This is a genomic window from Delftia sp. ASV31 (genome assembly GCF_016428765.1).
Taxonomy (GTDB): Bacteria; Pseudomonadota; Gammaproteobacteria; order Burkholderiales; family Burkholderiaceae_C; genus Comamonas; species Comamonas acidovorans.
Genome location: NZ_JAELTK010000020.1, coordinates 60595 through 73933 on the forward strand (window position 1 = coordinate 60595; position 13339 = coordinate 73933).

Here is a 13339-nt window from a genome sequence, read left to right on the forward strand (position 1 = left end):
TGTTCTCTGGTTAGGCTTGGGCACGTGCCGCGCTCTGCACGGCGCTCTGGATGGCGCGGCTGAGCTTGCTGGCGTATTCGGGATCGGTGGCGTAGCCGGCTTTCTGCAGCTCGGTCGCATAGGCCAGGGCCGAGTCGGTCTTTCCCATGGCTTTCTCGTAGCGCGGATTGCTGGTGATCAGGCGCGCGTAGTCGCGGAAGGACTCCTCGTAGGAGTCGTAGGCGCGGAACTTGGCCGTGACCTTGCGCGCCACGCCGTCGATGTATTCGGTGGTCGTGACCTCGGCGACCTTGCCCGTCCAGCCCTTGCCGGCCTTGATGCCGAACAGGTTGTGGGCATTGCTGCCATTGGCATTCTTGATTTCGCTCTTGCCCCAGCCGGTCTCGTGTCCGGCCTGGCCCAGCATGAAGGCGGCCGGAATGCCGCTTTCCTGCGCCACGCGTGCAGCGGCGTCGCCATGGTGGGCGACGAAGTTGTCACGGCCCTTGGGCGCGGGCGCGTAGGCGTTGACGGACTGGGCCGCGCTGCTGCGGCTGCCGCTCCAGGCACCTGTGGTGCCATTGGCGCTGCCGGCCGTGCTGCGCCAGGCGATGCGGCTCATGCTCAGTGTGGAGGGCACGGAGATCTCGGCATCCTCGGCGGCTTCCGAGCCCATGGTGCGGGCCAGCTGGCGCGTGATGGCATCCGACAGGCCGCCGGGCTGGCCCGACATGGCCACCGACAGCTGCTGGTCCAGCATGTCGGTGCTCAGGTTGCCCTGTGCGCTGTCGAGCAGGCCGGACTTCATGGTGGCCTCGCGCATGCTCTTGATCATCTCGCGCATGAACAGCGATTCCAGCTGCTTGGCGGTTTCCTTCGCGGCCTGCGGACTGTTCTCGCCGGCCGCGAATTTGAGTGCGTTGAGGGACCGGGCGTCGGCCGCCAGCGCATTGCTGGCCGCAGTCTGCGATCCGTTGGGAAGTGCGATGCTCATATCACCTCCAGTTCGGCGTTGAGGGCGCCTGCGGCCTTGATGGCCTGCAGGATGGCCAGCAGGTCCTGGGGCGTGGCGCCCAGCGTGTTGAGTGCGCGCACCACGTCGGTCAGTTGCGGGGAGCCGGGCATGTTGATGATGTTGCCGGGCTCCTGCTTGATCTGGATGTCGGACTTCTGGGCCACCACGGTCTGGCCCTGCGAGAAGGCGCCGGGCTGGCTGATCACCGGCGTGGTGCTGATGGTGATGGCCAAGTTGCCATGCGCGATGGCGCAGGGGCCCAGGGTCACGGCCTGGTTGAGCACGATGGAGCCCGTGCGTGCATTGATCACGACTTTGGCCGAGGGCTTGGAGGTCTCGATCGGCATCTCCTGGATCTCGGCGATCATGCGCACGCGCGATCCCGGGTCCTGGGGTGCGGACACGCGCACGGTGCGCCCGTCCAGCGCCTGTGCCACGCCCTGGCCCATGCGCTGGTTGATGGCGCGCACCACCTTGTCGGCGGTCTGGAAATCGGTGGCGTTCAAGCCCAGCGTGATGCTGTCGCCTTCGTTGATCGGTGTGGGTACGGCGCGCTCGACCTGGGCGCCCTGCGGCACGCGGCCGGCGCTCAGGTGGTTGATCTGTACCTTGGAGCCGCCGGCCGAGGCGCCGGCGCCGCCGACCACGAGGTTGCCCTGGGCCAGTGCATAGATCTCGCCATCGGCGCCGCGCAGCGGCGTGGCCACCAGGGTGCCGCCCTTGAGCGACTTGGCATTGCCCACGGAGGAGACCACCACGTCGATGGCCTGGCCCGGCTGGGCAAAGGCCGGCAGTTCGGCGGTGACGATCACGGCCGCCACGTTCTTGAGCTGCAGCTGGCCCGAATTGCCTGTGGCGGGCAGCGAGATGCCCATCTGCTCCAGGTAATTGGCCAGCGCCTGCTTGGTGTAGGGCATCTGGGTGGTCTGGTCGCCCGTGCCGTCGAGGTCGACCACCAGACCGTAGCCGGTCAACTGGTTGCTGCGCACGCCCTGGATGGCAGCGACCTCTTTGATGCGTGTTGCATGCGCCGGCAGGGTCAGCATGCTGGCGCCAAGGGCGGCTGCAACCCAGAAGGGGCGCTGCGCTTGGCGCAATGTCAGGAGCATGGACAGTACTTTCATGCTGTCCATTCTCCGGAGAATCAGAACGGCATAACGTTCAAAAAGAACCGGGACAACCAGCCAATTGACTGCGCTTCCCCGGCCTGTCCGCGGCTGCGCGATTCCACGCGCACATTGGCCACCTGGGTCGATGCGACCAGGCTGCCGGGCTGCATCGTGCGCGGGTCCACCGTGCCCGTGAAACGCAGCACATCCACGTTGTGGTTCACGCCGATCTGCTTTTCTCCGGCGATCACCAGATGGCCGTTGGGCAGCACATCGACCACTGTCGTGCTGATGGCGCCCGTGAACGTGTTGTCGCTGGACGTCGAGCCCGAGCCCGTGTAGTCGTTGTTGTTGTTGAAACCGATGTTCGAGCGGTCCTTGAGATTGGCCAGCGCATTGCCCGAGAACAGCGGCAGCGCAGAAATCCCCGCCGTGGTCTTGTTGGAGCGCTTCAGACCCGAATCCGACTTCTGGCTGGCCGTCACGCGCTCCACGATCTGCACCGTCACCATGTCCCCCACCAGGCGCGCGCGCCGGTTCTCGAAACCGGGACGGTAGCTGGCGGCATTGAACAGGCTGCCTGTAGGGCTGCCCGCCACGGGCGCGGCCGGCATCAGCACGGGAGGCGCAGTGGACGGCATGTCCACGGGCGGCGGGTCATTGAGCGTCGTGCAGCCCGACAGGACTGCCGCCAGCGCCAGGCACGTGCCCGTTGCGGAAAGGGAGAAGATTCGTTGGGTCATGGCGATGTTCCCGGGTTCAATGGTTCATGGCTGCGCATGCAGACCCCACCCTCGAGAACTGGCATGTCCCAGCCCAGGGACACCGAGGAAGGGCCGCCCCGCACCGAGGGTGTCGTCCCCCTCCCGCGCAGCGAGAGAGGGGGAAGCGGCGAAGCCGCTCAGGGGGAGAGATCGATTACAGCTGCGCGAGTTTGGCCAGCATCTGGTCCGAAGTCGTGATGGCCTTGGAATTCATTTCATAGGCGCGCTGGGTCTGGATCATGGTCACCAGCTCCTGCACCACGTTCACGTTCGAGCCTTCCAGGTAGCCCTGCTTGATCATGCCCATGCCGTTGACGCCGGGCTGGCCCTGCTGGGGCTGGCCCGAGGAAGCGGTCTCGGTGAACAGGTTCTGGCCACGCGGCTCCAGGCCGGCCGGATTGATGAACTGGCTCATGGCGATATTGCCCACCTGCTGGGGCGCGGCCTGGCCGGCCATGGTCACGCTGACCACGCCCTCGGGGCTGATCGACACCTTGGTCGCGCCCTGGGGAATGGTCACGCCGTTGGCGATGGGCATGCCGCTGGCAGTCACCAGCTGGCCCTGCGCATCGACCTGGAAGGAGCCGTCACGGGTATAGGCCGTGGTGCCGTCGGGCATGTTGACCTGGAAGAAGCCGTTGCCGTCGATGGCCACGTCCAGCGCATTGTTGGACTGCTGCAGGGCGCCCTGCAGGAAATTGCGCGAGGTGGCCACCGTGCGCACACCCAGGCCCAGGTGCAGGCCCGTGGGCAGCTGGTTCTGCTCGGTCGTCTGCGAGCCGGACTGGCGCAGGTTCTGGTAGATCAGATCCTCGAACACCGCGCTGGCGCGCTTGTATCCCGTGGTCGAGACGTTGGCCAGGTTATGGGAAATCACGTCCAGCTGGGTCTGCTGGGCTTCCATGCCGGTCTTGGAGATGAACAGTGAATTGATCATGGCGTTTTCCTTTTCAGTGCTTTCAGCCGTTCATGCTCAAGAGTTGGCTGGCCGTCTTGTCATTGGTTTCTGCCGTCTGCAGCAGGCGCATCTGGGTCTCGAACTGGCGGGCGGCGGCAATCATGCCGACCATGGTCTCCACCGAGTTCACGTTCGAGCCTTCGATGGCGCCGGACAGCAGGCGTGCGTTCTCGTCGTTGGGCAGCGGATCGCCGTCGCCCGTGCGGAACAGGCCGTCATTGCCGCGCACCAGCGCGGTGTCCTCGGGCGGCGTGGCCAGCTTGACGCGGCCCACGGCCACGGGCAGCTGGTTGCCGGTCTTGGCGGTCAGCGTGCCGTCCGAGCCCAGCGTGATCGTGGACTCGGGCGGAATGTCGATGGGGCCGCCGCCGTCGGACAGCACGGCCTGGCCATTGCTGTTGACCAGCTGGCCCTCGGGGGAGACTTCGAACACGCCGTTGCGTGTGTAGGCCTCCTGGCCATCCAGGCCCTGGACGGCGAACCAGGCGCGGCCCATGGCCATGGCGTCCAGTGCGCGGCCCGTGCGCTGGGTGGGTCCGGGCGTGTCCACGTAGCCGGAGGTCGCCTCCAGCGCGAACACGCGCGTGCCCGCGCCGCTGCCCTGCAGGGGCACGGAGCGGAAGGTGGACATTTCGGCCCGGAAGCCGTTGGTGCCGGCATTGGCCAGGTTGTGGGCCAGCACGGACTGACGCTGCGCCGCTGCGTTGGCGCCCGTCATGGAGGTGTAGATGATGCGGTCCATGCCGGCTCTCCTGACTCAGTTCTTGGCTATCAGCGCAGGTTCACCAGGGTCGAGAAGACCTGGTCCTGGGTCTTGATGGTCTGGGCATTGGCCTGGTAGGCGCGCTGCGCGGTCATCATGTTCACCAGCTCGGCGGTCAGGTCCACGTTGGAGTCTTCCAGCGCGCCCGAGCGCAGCGAGCCGAAGGTGCCCGACTCGGCCGTGCCGTTCAGGGCCGGGCCCGAATCCGAGGTCTCCACCCACTTGTTGTCGCCCACGGCGCCCAGGCCCTGGGTGTTGGTGAAGGCGGCCAGGGCCAGCTGGCCCTCGGTGCGCGTCACGCCGTTGGAGTAGGTGGCCACGATGGAGCCATCGTTGCCGACATTGATGCCGGTGAGCGCGCCAGCGGTGTAGCCGTCCTGCTTGAGGCTGCTGACCGCGAACTTGGAGCCGAACTGCGAGACGTTGGAGAAGTCCAGCGTCACGCCCGCCGTGCCATTGATGGTGCCGGGCGTGGGCGCGTTGGGGTTGCTGCTCTTGATCTGCGCCGTCACGGGGCTGCCGCTGGTGATCTTGCCGGAGGCATCGAACACCAGGGTGGTCAGCAAGGTGGCGACCTTCGGGGGCGATGCCGCCGGATCGTCCAGGCCGTCGTAGACCTTCCAGGTGTTGGAGGCTGCGTCCTTCTCGAAGTACATCTGCACCGGCGTGGGCACGCCCTGGCTGTCATAGACGTTGATCGAGGTGCCATAGGTGGCGCGCGGCGTGGCGGGCACGGGCGGCGTGGCGGTGGAGTTGCCGGCTGCGGGCGTGGCGCGCGCATCGAGGTTCAGCGACACGTCGATCTTGGTCGTGGTCTTGGCAGCGATCGGCTGGCCCGAAGGAAAGACCATGGGCACGGGCTGGCCGCCGGCCAGCACCTTGCCCGTGGTGGCGTCCACGGGGTAGCCCATGACGTTGTCGCCCTGCACGGTCTTGAGGTTGCCCTGCTTGTCCAGGCCGAAGTTGCCGGCGCGCGTATAGGCCGTGCTGCCGTCGGGCTGGCGCACGACGAAGAAGCCGTTGCCGTTGATGGCCACGTCCAGGTTGTTGCCCGTGGTGGTGATCGGGCCCTGGCGGAACTGCTGGGTCACGGCGGCCACATTGACGCCGATGCCGCTGTTCTGGCCGCTGGCCGAACCCACGGCGCTGGCCACGGCCTCGGCGAACTCGGCGCGCGAGGACTTGAAGCCCGTGGTGTTGGCGTTGGCGATGTTGTGGCCGATCACGTCCAGGTTCTTGCTGGCGGCGTTCAGACCCGAGAGGCCTTGTTGGAATCCCATGGTGTGCTCCTGCGATGTATTTGGGTGGATGGTGCGGGGGTCAGTACACGGCCTTGACGGAGGCGTAGGCGACGTTGGTGCCGTCGTCCAGCTCCAGCGTCAGCTTGCCGTCGGTGGTGCCTGTGGCGAGCACCGCATGGGGCGACAGCGTGGTCGAGGCCACGACCGTGTCGGCATTCGTGGCCTGCACCGTGTAGCGCAGCTGGCTGGCGTCGCCCGTGTACTTGCTGCCGTCCCAGGTGAAGTAGTTGCGGCCAGCGGTGCCGCTGCCCAGCTCGACGGTGTCCACCAGCTCGCCGCTGGCGGTGGTGATCTGCACCTTCACGTCGGCGGCCGGGCCTTCGAGGTCGAAGGCAGCCGTATAGGACTTTTCCTTGCCCACGCCCAGGGTGTTGCCTTCGGTCAGCACGGTGCGGCCGATCATCTGCGTGCCCTGCAGCACCTGCATGGCGGTGAACTGGCCGGCCATGCTTTCCATGGTCTTGTTCAACTGCTGGATGCCGGTGACGGTGTTGATCTGCGCCATCTGCGAGGTCATCTGCGCGTTGTCCATGGGATTCATGGGATCCTGGTTGTTCAACTGCGCGACCAGCAGCTTCAGGAAACGGTCCTGCGCCGCCGCGGGGTCGGTGGTCGAATTGCTCGTGGCGGACTTGTTGTTGATGTCGGCCGTGCTGGCGACGCTGCCTGCGCCATAGATCATGGGAGTGGCTCCTGGAAAGTGGTGCGGACGGGGCTCACTGGCCCATCTGCAGGGTTTTGAGCAGCAGCGACTTGGTCGTGTTCATGACCTCGACGTTGTTCTGGTAGGAGCGCGAGGCCGAGATCATGTTGACCATCTCGTCCACTGCGCTGACGTTGGAATGCGTCACATAGCCTTCGGCATCGGCCAGCGGGTGCTGGGGGTCGTGGATGCGGCGGCCGGGCGTGTTGTCCTGGCTGATGGCGCTGACGCGCACGCCCGAGGAGCCTTCCTCGCCCATGGCCACGGTCTGGAAGACCACCTGGCGCGCCTGGTAGGCCTTGCCGTCGGGGCCGGCCACGGCATCGACGTTGGCCAGATTCGAGGCCACGACGTTCAGGCGCTGCGATTGGGCGCTGACGGCACTGCCGGAGATGCTGAAGATGGAGAACATGGACATGGGAAAGCTCCTGTGATCTGTGGCGCCGGCTTACTGGCCCTGGATGGCCGACAGCATGGTCTTGGCCTGGCCGTTCAGAAAGCGCAGCGTGGCTTCGTAGCGCACGGCGTTGTCGACGAAGTTGGCGCGTTCGCGGTCCAGGTCCACGGTGTTGTTGTCCATGTTGGTCTGGGCCTGCACCGAGTAGCCGAGATGGCTTTGCGCGCTCTGCCCCGAGGCGGCGGCAGGCAGGGGAATGTGTCCGCCCTGGCTGACGCTGGCCAGCGTCATGGGCGAGGGGCCGGAGGTAACGGCCGTCAGCGCCTCGCGGAAATTGAAGTCGCGCGCCACATAGCCCGGGGTGTCGGCATTGGCGATGTTGCTGGCGATTGCACGCTGGCGCTCGGCGCGCAGCACCAGCGCCTTGCTCTGGAAGTCCAGTCGTTCAGTCATCTTGTCGAGCATGTCGGCCTCGCCCTCTGGGATTTGCGGTGATCGGTTGACGAAATGGCGGCAGCCCACGGACTGCGGCATGCGTCGATTATGGAAATCGGGCCCGAACGCTAAAGCGCGAAGAAAGCGCGTTTGCCTGCGCAGTTCGGCGCTTCGGAAAAGAGCGCTCGTCCTATATTTGCTGGCATCGCTCCAGGTGTCCCACCCATCCTGACGGGAGGCCGGAGCAAGTCAGGAGCCACAGCCATGCCGAACTTCAGCACCGCCCATTCGCTATCCGCCGTCCGAGCCCTCGCTCGCGCCGCCGCATGCGCTGCGCTTGCCGCTGGAGCGTCGCTGGCAGGTCCTGCCTTCGCGCAGAACGCACCTGACGGTGCAGCCCAGCTCAGCCAGATCGGCCAGCGCTTTGCCGACGAGGCCCTGCAGCAAGGCATGGCCGGCGCAGGCGCCTTGCCCCTGCGCATGGAAGTGCAGATGGGCCAGCTCGATCCCCGCCTGCGCCTGGCCGCCTGCGCCAAGGTCGAACCCTATTTGCCCGCAGGCTCGCGCCTGTGGGGCCGTACCCGCCTGGGTCTGCGCTGCCTGCAGGGCGCCGTGGCCTGGAATGTGTTCCTGCCCATCACGGTCAAGGCCTGGGGGCCGGCCTGGGTGCTGCAAAACGGCGTGCCTTCGGGCCGCCCGCTGTCGGCCGACGATGCCGTCCAGGCCGAAGTGGACTGGGCCGAGGAATCGGCCGCCGTCTACGCCAACCAGCAGGACTGGGTGGGCCTGGTGGCCTCCCGCCCGCTGGCCGCAGGCCAGGCGCTGCGCCAGAACATGCTGCGCACGCCGGCGCTGTTCGCGGTGGGTGCCGAAGTGCGAGTTCTGGTCAACGGTGGTGGTTTTTCCGTCACATCGTCGGGCAAGGCCATGTCGGCCGCCGGCGAAGGCCAGACCGTGCGGGTTCGCATGGATAATGGCCGGCTCATCTCCGGGGTGGTGAATCCCGAGGGCGTGGTGCTGGTCCAGTAAAAAACCCTCAAGTTTTGTTCCAGGCAGTCGAAAGCTAGGCACAGCGCCTCACGCCGCCAGGGCGATTGGAGAATCAAGATGAAGATAGGTCAAAAACCGGAACTGCCCGCCGCTGCCTCCCAGGCCGCCGCCAAGCAGCCCAAGACAGCCAGCACCATTGCCACCGAGGAATCCTCCGCCCAGGCCCAGCCTGCCAAGGCGGCCGGCGTTCCCGTGTCGTTCTCGACCTCGGCCCGCGCACTGGACCAATCTGGTCGCGCCACGGCCGATTTCGATGCCAACCGCGTCAAGGAAATCCGCGAAGCCATTGCCAACGGCACCTTCCGCGTGAACGCCGACGCCGTGGCCGACAAGCTGCTGGCCAACTCCGAAGAATTCCTCTCGCACTCGCGCGTCTGAGCGCGGGTTCGGTTCTTTCTCGGTTTTTTCCTTCCGGCGCGAGCACGCGCTTTCTTTTTTCAGCAAGGCCTGTCCCATGACTCTCAGCGAGATGCTCGATTCCCTGGACGCGGTGGTCCGGATGGTGTCCGCCTCGCTGCAATCGAAGGATGCGGTCGCGCTGGAGCAGTCCAGCACCCGGCTGCGCGATGCCATGGCGGCGTTCTCCGAGCTGGCCCGGCGCTTCAGCGCGGCCGACTGGACGCAGGAGCTGCGCGAACGCGCCCAGGCCCTGGGCGAGCAGATGGCCATGCAGCGCGACCAGCTGGCACGCATGGCCGTGGTGGCCCAGAGCCAGGCGGCGGCGCTGATTCCCCAGACTTCGGACCAGGCCACGTATGGACGCGACCTGTATGGACACCCCCATGCCGGACCGGGCAAGGCGCGCATCTACCACTCGGCCAGCTGAAGCCGCGTCCCTTTTTTCTCTCTCTCTTCTTTCTTCCCGCTGCTCAACCCTCCGGCATCCGTGCCCGAGGGTTTTGTCTTTTCCGGGCTGGGATTCGGTTGAATGAATCTGCGCAGCGGGCGCAGGCATGGCTGGAGCTTGGGCGTACCCATCCATGCGCGGGATGAGGCTGCGCTCGGTCAATGAGGTGGAGGCGGGGGAATGCTGGATGGCCGTCCGCAGGAAGGGCGGCCAGGAATGAGGGATGGCCAGAGGCCAGATCCGGGGAAAACGAAGCAAGGACCCTGAAGGCGGCAAGATCCGAAATGCGCGGAAATGACGCTGCCGTGCAATGGCAATGCAAGCGCAATGGCGCGCGCAAATCCCGTTCGGTCTGCGGTTTGCGGTCTGCGATCTGAGGAGGCAAAGAGGGTCCGGCCGGGGCCGGACGTCCTCACACCTGCATGTTCATCACGTCGGTATAAGCCTGCACGAGCCGGTTGCGCACCTGCATCGTGGCCTGGAAGCCGATCTGCGCCTTTTGCATGGCGATCATGGTTTCTTCGAGGCTGACGGCCGGGTTCTCCAACTGCACCTCACGCTGCAGCTGGCTGGAGTTGTTCTGGGCTGAACTGACGGACTGCAGCGCGCCTTGAAGGGCCTGGCTGAAGCCGCCAGCCGCCACTTTGGTCGATGCGTCGCCTGCGCCCACGCCTTTGGGGAGCTGGGTGCCGTACAGGGGAGAGGTGGTACTGGGGATGCGAAGGTCCATGACACATTCCATCGGAGTTAGCAAGATGACGAGATCGTAGGGCGGCAGGGTTTTCGCATCGCGGCAAATAGACGGCCAAACGGCGCGCTTATCGGGCGAATGTGAAGCGGCGGACTTCGAATAATCGACAGCACGCTAGGGTCCTGTGTGTGCAGGGCTCGAACACCTGGAACCAAGATGTCTGCTGTCGCTGAAATCCCTGTCCCTCAAGCCACTCCCGTGCCCCAGCCTGCCTTGCAGCAGCGCTGGACGGCCATGGACCGTGGCGCGCGCCTGCGTTGGGGCGCGATCGCCGTGCTGCTGGTTGTCGCCCTGGGTGCGGCGGCCATGTTCTACCGCCAGCCGGACTACAAGGTGCTGTTCTCCAACCTGAGCGACAAGGATGGCGGCGCCATCGTCGCCCAGCTGTCGCAGATGAACGTGCCTTACCGCTACACGGAAGGCGGCGGTGCCATCCTCATCCCGTCCGACCGCGTGCACGATGTGCGCCTGAAGCTGGCCACCCAGGGCCTGCCCAAGGGTTCGGTGACGGGTTTCGAGCTGATGGAGAACAGCAAGTTCGGCATCACCCAGTTCCAGGAACGCCTCAATTTCCAGCGCGGTCTTGAAGGCGAACTGACGCGTTCCATCCAGGCCCTGGCCGCCGTGCAAAGCGCACGCGTGCACCTGGCCCTGCCCAATCAGAACGGCTTTTTCCGCGAGCAGCAAAAGCCCTCGGCCTCGGTGCTGCTGAGCCTGTACCCGGGCCGCGTGCTGGACCGCACGCAGATCGCGGGCATCGTGCACCTGGTGGCCTCCAGCGTGCCCGAGATGGCTCCCACGGCCGTGAGCATCCTGGACGACTCGGGCAAGCTGCTGTCGCAGTCGCCCGACGGCAACGCCAACGCCGTGGACATGCAGCAGCTGAACTACACCCAGCAGATCGAGCAGCAGTACGTGCGCCGCATCCTGGAGATCCTGGAGCCCGTGGTCGGCAAGAACAATGTGAAGGCGCAGGTCTCGGCCGAGATGGATTTCAGCCAGACCGAATCGACTTCGGAGCAGCACCGCCCCAACCAGTCCTCCGACGCGGGCGTGGTGCGCAGCCAGCAGGTGGTGGAGAGCACGGGCGAGCAAAAGCCGCCCCAGCCCACGGGCATTCCCGGCGCCACCAGCAACCAGCCGCCCCAGAACGCTTCTGCGCCGGTCAACGGCGCCAATCCCGCGCCCCAGGCGGCCGACGGCCAGAACGCCGCCCGCTCTGCCAGCAAGCGCGAGTCCATCACCAATTACGAAGTGGACAAGACCGTGCGCCATACACGCGGCAGCACGGGCAGCATCAAGCGCCTGACGGCCGCCGTGGTCATCAATGCGCCCCTGGTGGCTGCCCCTGCGCCGGCCGCTGCCGGTGCGGCCGGTGCGGCAACCGATGCAGCCACCGTCGCTGCCGCCGCACGCGGCCTGACGGCAGCGCAGCAGGCGCAACTGCTGACCCTGGTGCGCGAGACCGTGGGCTACAGCGCAGAGCGCGGCGACTCGGTCAACCTGGTCAGCACGCCCTTTGTGCAGGACGAAGTGCCCGCCGATGTGCCGCTGTGGCGCCAGCCCGAAGTGCTGGACATGGCCCGCAGCCTGGGCGTGCCCATCGGCCTGGCCCTGTTCGGCGCCATCTTGCTGCTGGGCCTGGTGCGACCCATGCTCAAGGGCCGCAAGACGGTGGCCGTGGGCGGACAGCTCAATGCCATCGAAGGCGAGCAGCTGGACCGTCCGGCGCTGGCTGCACCCGCTGTCGATCTTTCGCCCACGCAGGAGCAAGTGCGCCTGGAGCAGGCGCGCCAACTGGCCAAGCAGAACCCGATCGCGGTGGCCAACATCGTCAAGACCTGGATCAACGGCGAGGCCACCTGAGCCTCTCAAAACACGGATTGCTGAGATATGGACGAACGAGGCCTGAACGACGCCGCCATCTTGCTGGTCTCCCTGGGCGAGGAGGAAGCGGCCGAGGTGTTCAAGCACCTCACCCCGAAGGAAGTGCAAAAGCTCGGCGAGACCATTGCGCACATGCGCGGTGTCTCGCGCGAGAAGGTGGACTTCGTCATCAACCGCTTTGCCGATGACGCGGCCGCGCAAAGCCTGCTGGTGGACGACGCCAGCGGCTATGTGCGCTCGGTGCTCAAGCGCGCCCTGGGCGACGACAAGGCGGCGCTGCTGATCGACCGCATCCTGCAGGGCGGCGATGTCTCCGGCATCGAAAGCCTCAAGTGGATGGACCCGCTGTCCGTGGCCGAACTGCTGCGCGGCGAGCATCCGCAGATCGTGGCCGCCATCCTCGTGCACCTGGAGCACGAGCAGGCCGCTGCCGTCCTGATGCAGCTGCCCGAGCGCTTCCGCAGCGAAGTCATGCTGCGCGTGGCCACGCTGGAAGGCATTCAGCCGACCGCGCTCAAGGACCTCAACGAGGTGCTGTTCCAGGTGCTGGCCGGCGGCGACAAGATCCGCAAGACCTCGCTGGGCGGCGTCAAGACGGCGGCCGAGATGATCAACAACCTCGGCGGCAATGCCGACGTGGCCGTGCTGGACACCATCCGCAACTACGACCCGGACCTGGCCCAGAAGATCATGGACAAGATGTTCGTGTTCGACGACCTGGTCAAGCTGGACGACCGCTCGGTGCAGCTGGTGCTGCGCGAGGTGGTGTCCGAGACGCTGATCATCGCGCTCAAGGGCGGCTCGATGGAAGTGCGCGACAAGATCCTGGCCAACATGTCCATGCGTGCCGCCGAGTCGCTGCGCGAGGACCTGGAAGGCCGCGGCCCGATGCGCCTGTCCGAAGTGGAAGCGCAGCAAAAGGAAATCCTGAAGGTGGTGCGTCGCCTGGCCGAAGAAGGCCAGATCACCATCGGCAGCGGTGCGGAAGACAGCTATGTCTAACGGCATGAACTCGCGCTTCATCCCTTCCGAGGAGATCGACGAGCGCCAGGTGGTGCAGTGGCGCTTCGGCGCCGTGGACCACATGGGCGGCCTGAAAAGCCTGCCCAGCCTCGCGGGCCTGCCGGACATCCAGGGTGCGCCCGCCGCATCCGGTGCCCAGGCTGCGCATGGCGGCGCGGGCATGGCGCGCGCGCCTGCCTCCGCGTCGGGCTTTCACAGCCTGTCGCTGCCCGGACGCTCCGATGCGCCGCGGCTGGAGGCCGACTCCATGGTGCTGGATGTCGAAGCCGACACGCCGGGCGCTCCGGCCTCCACCGCCCCCGCAGTGGATGAGGAACAACTGCATGCCCTGCTGGAACAGGCACGCGCCGAAGGCCA

Annotated in this window: 15 protein-coding genes and 1 pseudogene; 6 read left to right on the forward strand and 10 right to left on the reverse strand. The window is 66.3% G+C overall.

Going from position 1 to position 13339, the window contains the following annotated elements; translation table 11 throughout:
- Positions 1-10 precede the first annotated feature (10 nt).
- The 9 genes from flgJ to flgB all read right to left on the reverse strand — a co-directional run bounded on the left by flgJ (position 11) and on the right by flgB (position 7454).
- Positions 11-973, reverse strand: a complete 963-nt coding sequence (gene flgJ, locus JHD82_RS09795) for a flagellar assembly peptidoglycan hydrolase FlgJ (RefSeq protein ID WP_012202557.1) — start codon at positions 971-973, stop codon at positions 11-13.
- Entirely contained in the window at positions 970-2118 is a 1149-nt protein-coding gene (locus tag JHD82_RS09800) for a flagellar basal body P-ring protein FlgI (protein WP_199136247.1), read from the reverse strand. Before JHD82_RS09800 ends, flgJ begins: the two co-directional genes overlap by 4 nt.
- 20 nt (positions 2119-2138) lie before the next feature.
- Positions 2139-2846: a flagellar basal body L-ring protein FlgH gene (locus JHD82_RS09805; RefSeq protein ID WP_063327631.1), complete on the reverse strand. Its 708-nt coding sequence runs from the start codon at positions 2844-2846 to the stop codon at positions 2139-2141.
- 175 nt (positions 2847-3021) lie between these two features.
- The gene (gene flgG, locus JHD82_RS09810; protein WP_013800362.1) at positions 3022-3804 is read right to left on the reverse strand and encodes a flagellar basal-body rod protein FlgG; all 783 of its coding nucleotides are present in this window, start codon (positions 3802-3804) and stop codon (positions 3022-3024) included.
- Between the two features lie 22 nt (positions 3805-3826).
- Positions 3827-4567 (reverse strand): flagellar basal body rod protein FlgF, encoded by a 741-nt coding sequence (locus JHD82_RS09815; RefSeq protein ID WP_012202561.1) that lies wholly within the window; start codon positions 4565-4567, stop codon positions 3827-3829.
- 29 nt (positions 4568-4596) lie between these two features.
- A complete protein-coding gene (flgE, locus tag JHD82_RS09820; protein WP_199136249.1) occupies positions 4597-5868 on the reverse strand; it encodes a flagellar hook protein FlgE in 1272 nt (423 codons plus the stop codon).
- 40 nt (positions 5869-5908) lie between these two features.
- A complete protein-coding gene (locus JHD82_RS09825) occupies positions 5909-6571 on the reverse strand; it encodes a flagellar hook assembly protein FlgD (protein ID WP_012202563.1) in 663 nt (220 codons plus the stop codon).
- Positions 6572-6605: 34 nt separating this feature from the next.
- The gene (flgC, locus tag JHD82_RS09830; RefSeq protein WP_012202564.1) at positions 6606-7010 is read right to left on the reverse strand and encodes a flagellar basal body rod protein FlgC; all 405 of its coding nucleotides are present in this window, start codon (positions 7008-7010) and stop codon (positions 6606-6608) included.
- A 30-nt stretch (positions 7011-7040) separates the two neighbouring features.
- On the reverse strand, positions 7041-7454 hold the full coding sequence (gene flgB / locus JHD82_RS09835; RefSeq protein WP_013800365.1) for a flagellar basal body rod protein FlgB: 414 nt from the start codon (positions 7452-7454) through the stop codon (positions 7041-7043).
- A 234-nt stretch (positions 7455-7688) separates the two neighbouring features.
- Between flgB and flgA the strand changes: the two genes are divergently transcribed.
- The 3 genes from flgA (at position 7689) to JHD82_RS09850 (ending at position 9300) form a co-directional block, all read left to right on the forward strand.
- The gene (gene flgA / locus JHD82_RS09840; RefSeq protein WP_012202566.1) at positions 7689-8453 is read left to right on the forward strand and encodes a flagellar basal body P-ring formation chaperone FlgA; all 765 of its coding nucleotides are present in this window, start codon (positions 7689-7691) and stop codon (positions 8451-8453) included.
- 78 nt (positions 8454-8531) lie between these two features.
- The gene (flgM, locus tag JHD82_RS09845; RefSeq protein ID WP_012202567.1) at positions 8532-8852 is read left to right on the forward strand and encodes a flagellar biosynthesis anti-sigma factor FlgM; all 321 of its coding nucleotides are present in this window, start codon (positions 8532-8534) and stop codon (positions 8850-8852) included.
- Positions 8853-8928: 76 nt separating this feature from the next.
- On the forward strand, positions 8929-9300 hold the full coding sequence (locus tag JHD82_RS09850) for a hypothetical protein (RefSeq protein ID WP_012202568.1): 372 nt from the start codon (positions 8929-8931) through the stop codon (positions 9298-9300).
- 433 nt (positions 9301-9733) lie between these two features.
- On the opposite strand, the gene fliE is transcribed toward JHD82_RS09850, so the two are convergent.
- Positions 9734-10051: a flagellar hook-basal body complex protein FliE gene (gene fliE, locus JHD82_RS09855; RefSeq protein WP_013800367.1), complete on the reverse strand. Its 318-nt coding sequence runs from the start codon at positions 10049-10051 to the stop codon at positions 9734-9736.
- Between the two features lie 177 nt (positions 10052-10228).
- Between fliE and fliF the strand changes: the two genes are divergently transcribed.
- The 3 genes and pseudogenes from fliF to JHD82_RS09870 form a co-directional block, all read left to right on the forward strand.
- Positions 10229-11938, forward strand: a complete 1710-nt coding sequence (gene fliF / locus JHD82_RS09860) for a flagellar basal-body MS-ring/collar protein FliF (protein ID WP_034398050.1) — start codon at positions 10229-10231, stop codon at positions 11936-11938.
- A 27-nt stretch (positions 11939-11965) separates the two neighbouring features.
- Entirely contained in the window at positions 11966-12961 is a 996-nt protein-coding gene (gene fliG / locus JHD82_RS09865) for a flagellar motor switch protein FliG (protein ID WP_012202571.1), read from the forward strand.
- Positions 12954-13339: pseudogene (locus JHD82_RS09870) on the forward strand (flagellar assembly protein FliH); the annotation flags it as partial. The gene fliG and the pseudogene JHD82_RS09870, both read left to right, overlap by 8 nt.

Coding starts and splice junctions, on each gene's coding strand:
- flgJ (WP_012202557.1), bottom strand. CDS start 973: ATGAGCATCGCACTTCCCAACGGATCGCAGACTGCGGCCAGCAATGCG.
- JHD82_RS09800 (WP_199136247.1), bottom strand. CDS start 2,118: ATGAAAGTACTGTCCATGCTCCTGACATTGCGCCAAGCGCAGCGCCCC.
- JHD82_RS09805 (WP_063327631.1), bottom strand. CDS start 2,846: ATGACCCAACGAATCTTCTCCCTTTCCGCAACGGGCACGTGCCTGGCG.
- flgG (WP_013800362.1), bottom strand. CDS start 3,804: ATGATCAATTCACTGTTCATCTCCAAGACCGGCATGGAAGCCCAGCAG.
- JHD82_RS09815 (WP_012202561.1), bottom strand. CDS start 4,567: ATGGACCGCATCATCTACACCTCCATGACGGGCGCCAACGCAGCGGCG.
- flgE (WP_199136249.1), bottom strand. CDS start 5,868: ATGGGATTCCAACAAGGCCTCTCGGGTCTGAACGCCGCCAGCAAGAAC.
- JHD82_RS09825 (WP_012202563.1), bottom strand. CDS start 6,571: ATGATCTATGGCGCAGGCAGCGTCGCCAGCACGGCCGACATCAACAAC.
- flgC (WP_012202564.1), bottom strand. CDS start 7,010: ATGTCCATGTTCTCCATCTTCAGCATCTCCGGCAGTGCCGTCAGCGCC.
- flgB (WP_013800365.1), bottom strand. CDS start 7,454: ATGCTCGACAAGATGACTGAACGACTGGACTTCCAGAGCAAGGCGCTG.
- flgA (WP_012202566.1), top strand. CDS start 7,689: ATGCCGAACTTCAGCACCGCCCATTCGCTATCCGCCGTCCGAGCCCTC.
- flgM (WP_012202567.1), top strand. CDS start 8,532: ATGAAGATAGGTCAAAAACCGGAACTGCCCGCCGCTGCCTCCCAGGCC.
- JHD82_RS09850 (WP_012202568.1), top strand. CDS start 8,929: ATGACTCTCAGCGAGATGCTCGATTCCCTGGACGCGGTGGTCCGGATG.
- fliE (WP_013800367.1), bottom strand. CDS start 10,051: ATGGACCTTCGCATCCCCAGTACCACCTCTCCCCTGTACGGCACCCAG.
- fliF (WP_034398050.1), top strand. CDS start 10,229: ATGTCTGCTGTCGCTGAAATCCCTGTCCCTCAAGCCACTCCCGTGCCC.
- fliG (WP_012202571.1), top strand. CDS start 11,966: ATGGACGAACGAGGCCTGAACGACGCCGCCATCTTGCTGGTCTCCCTG.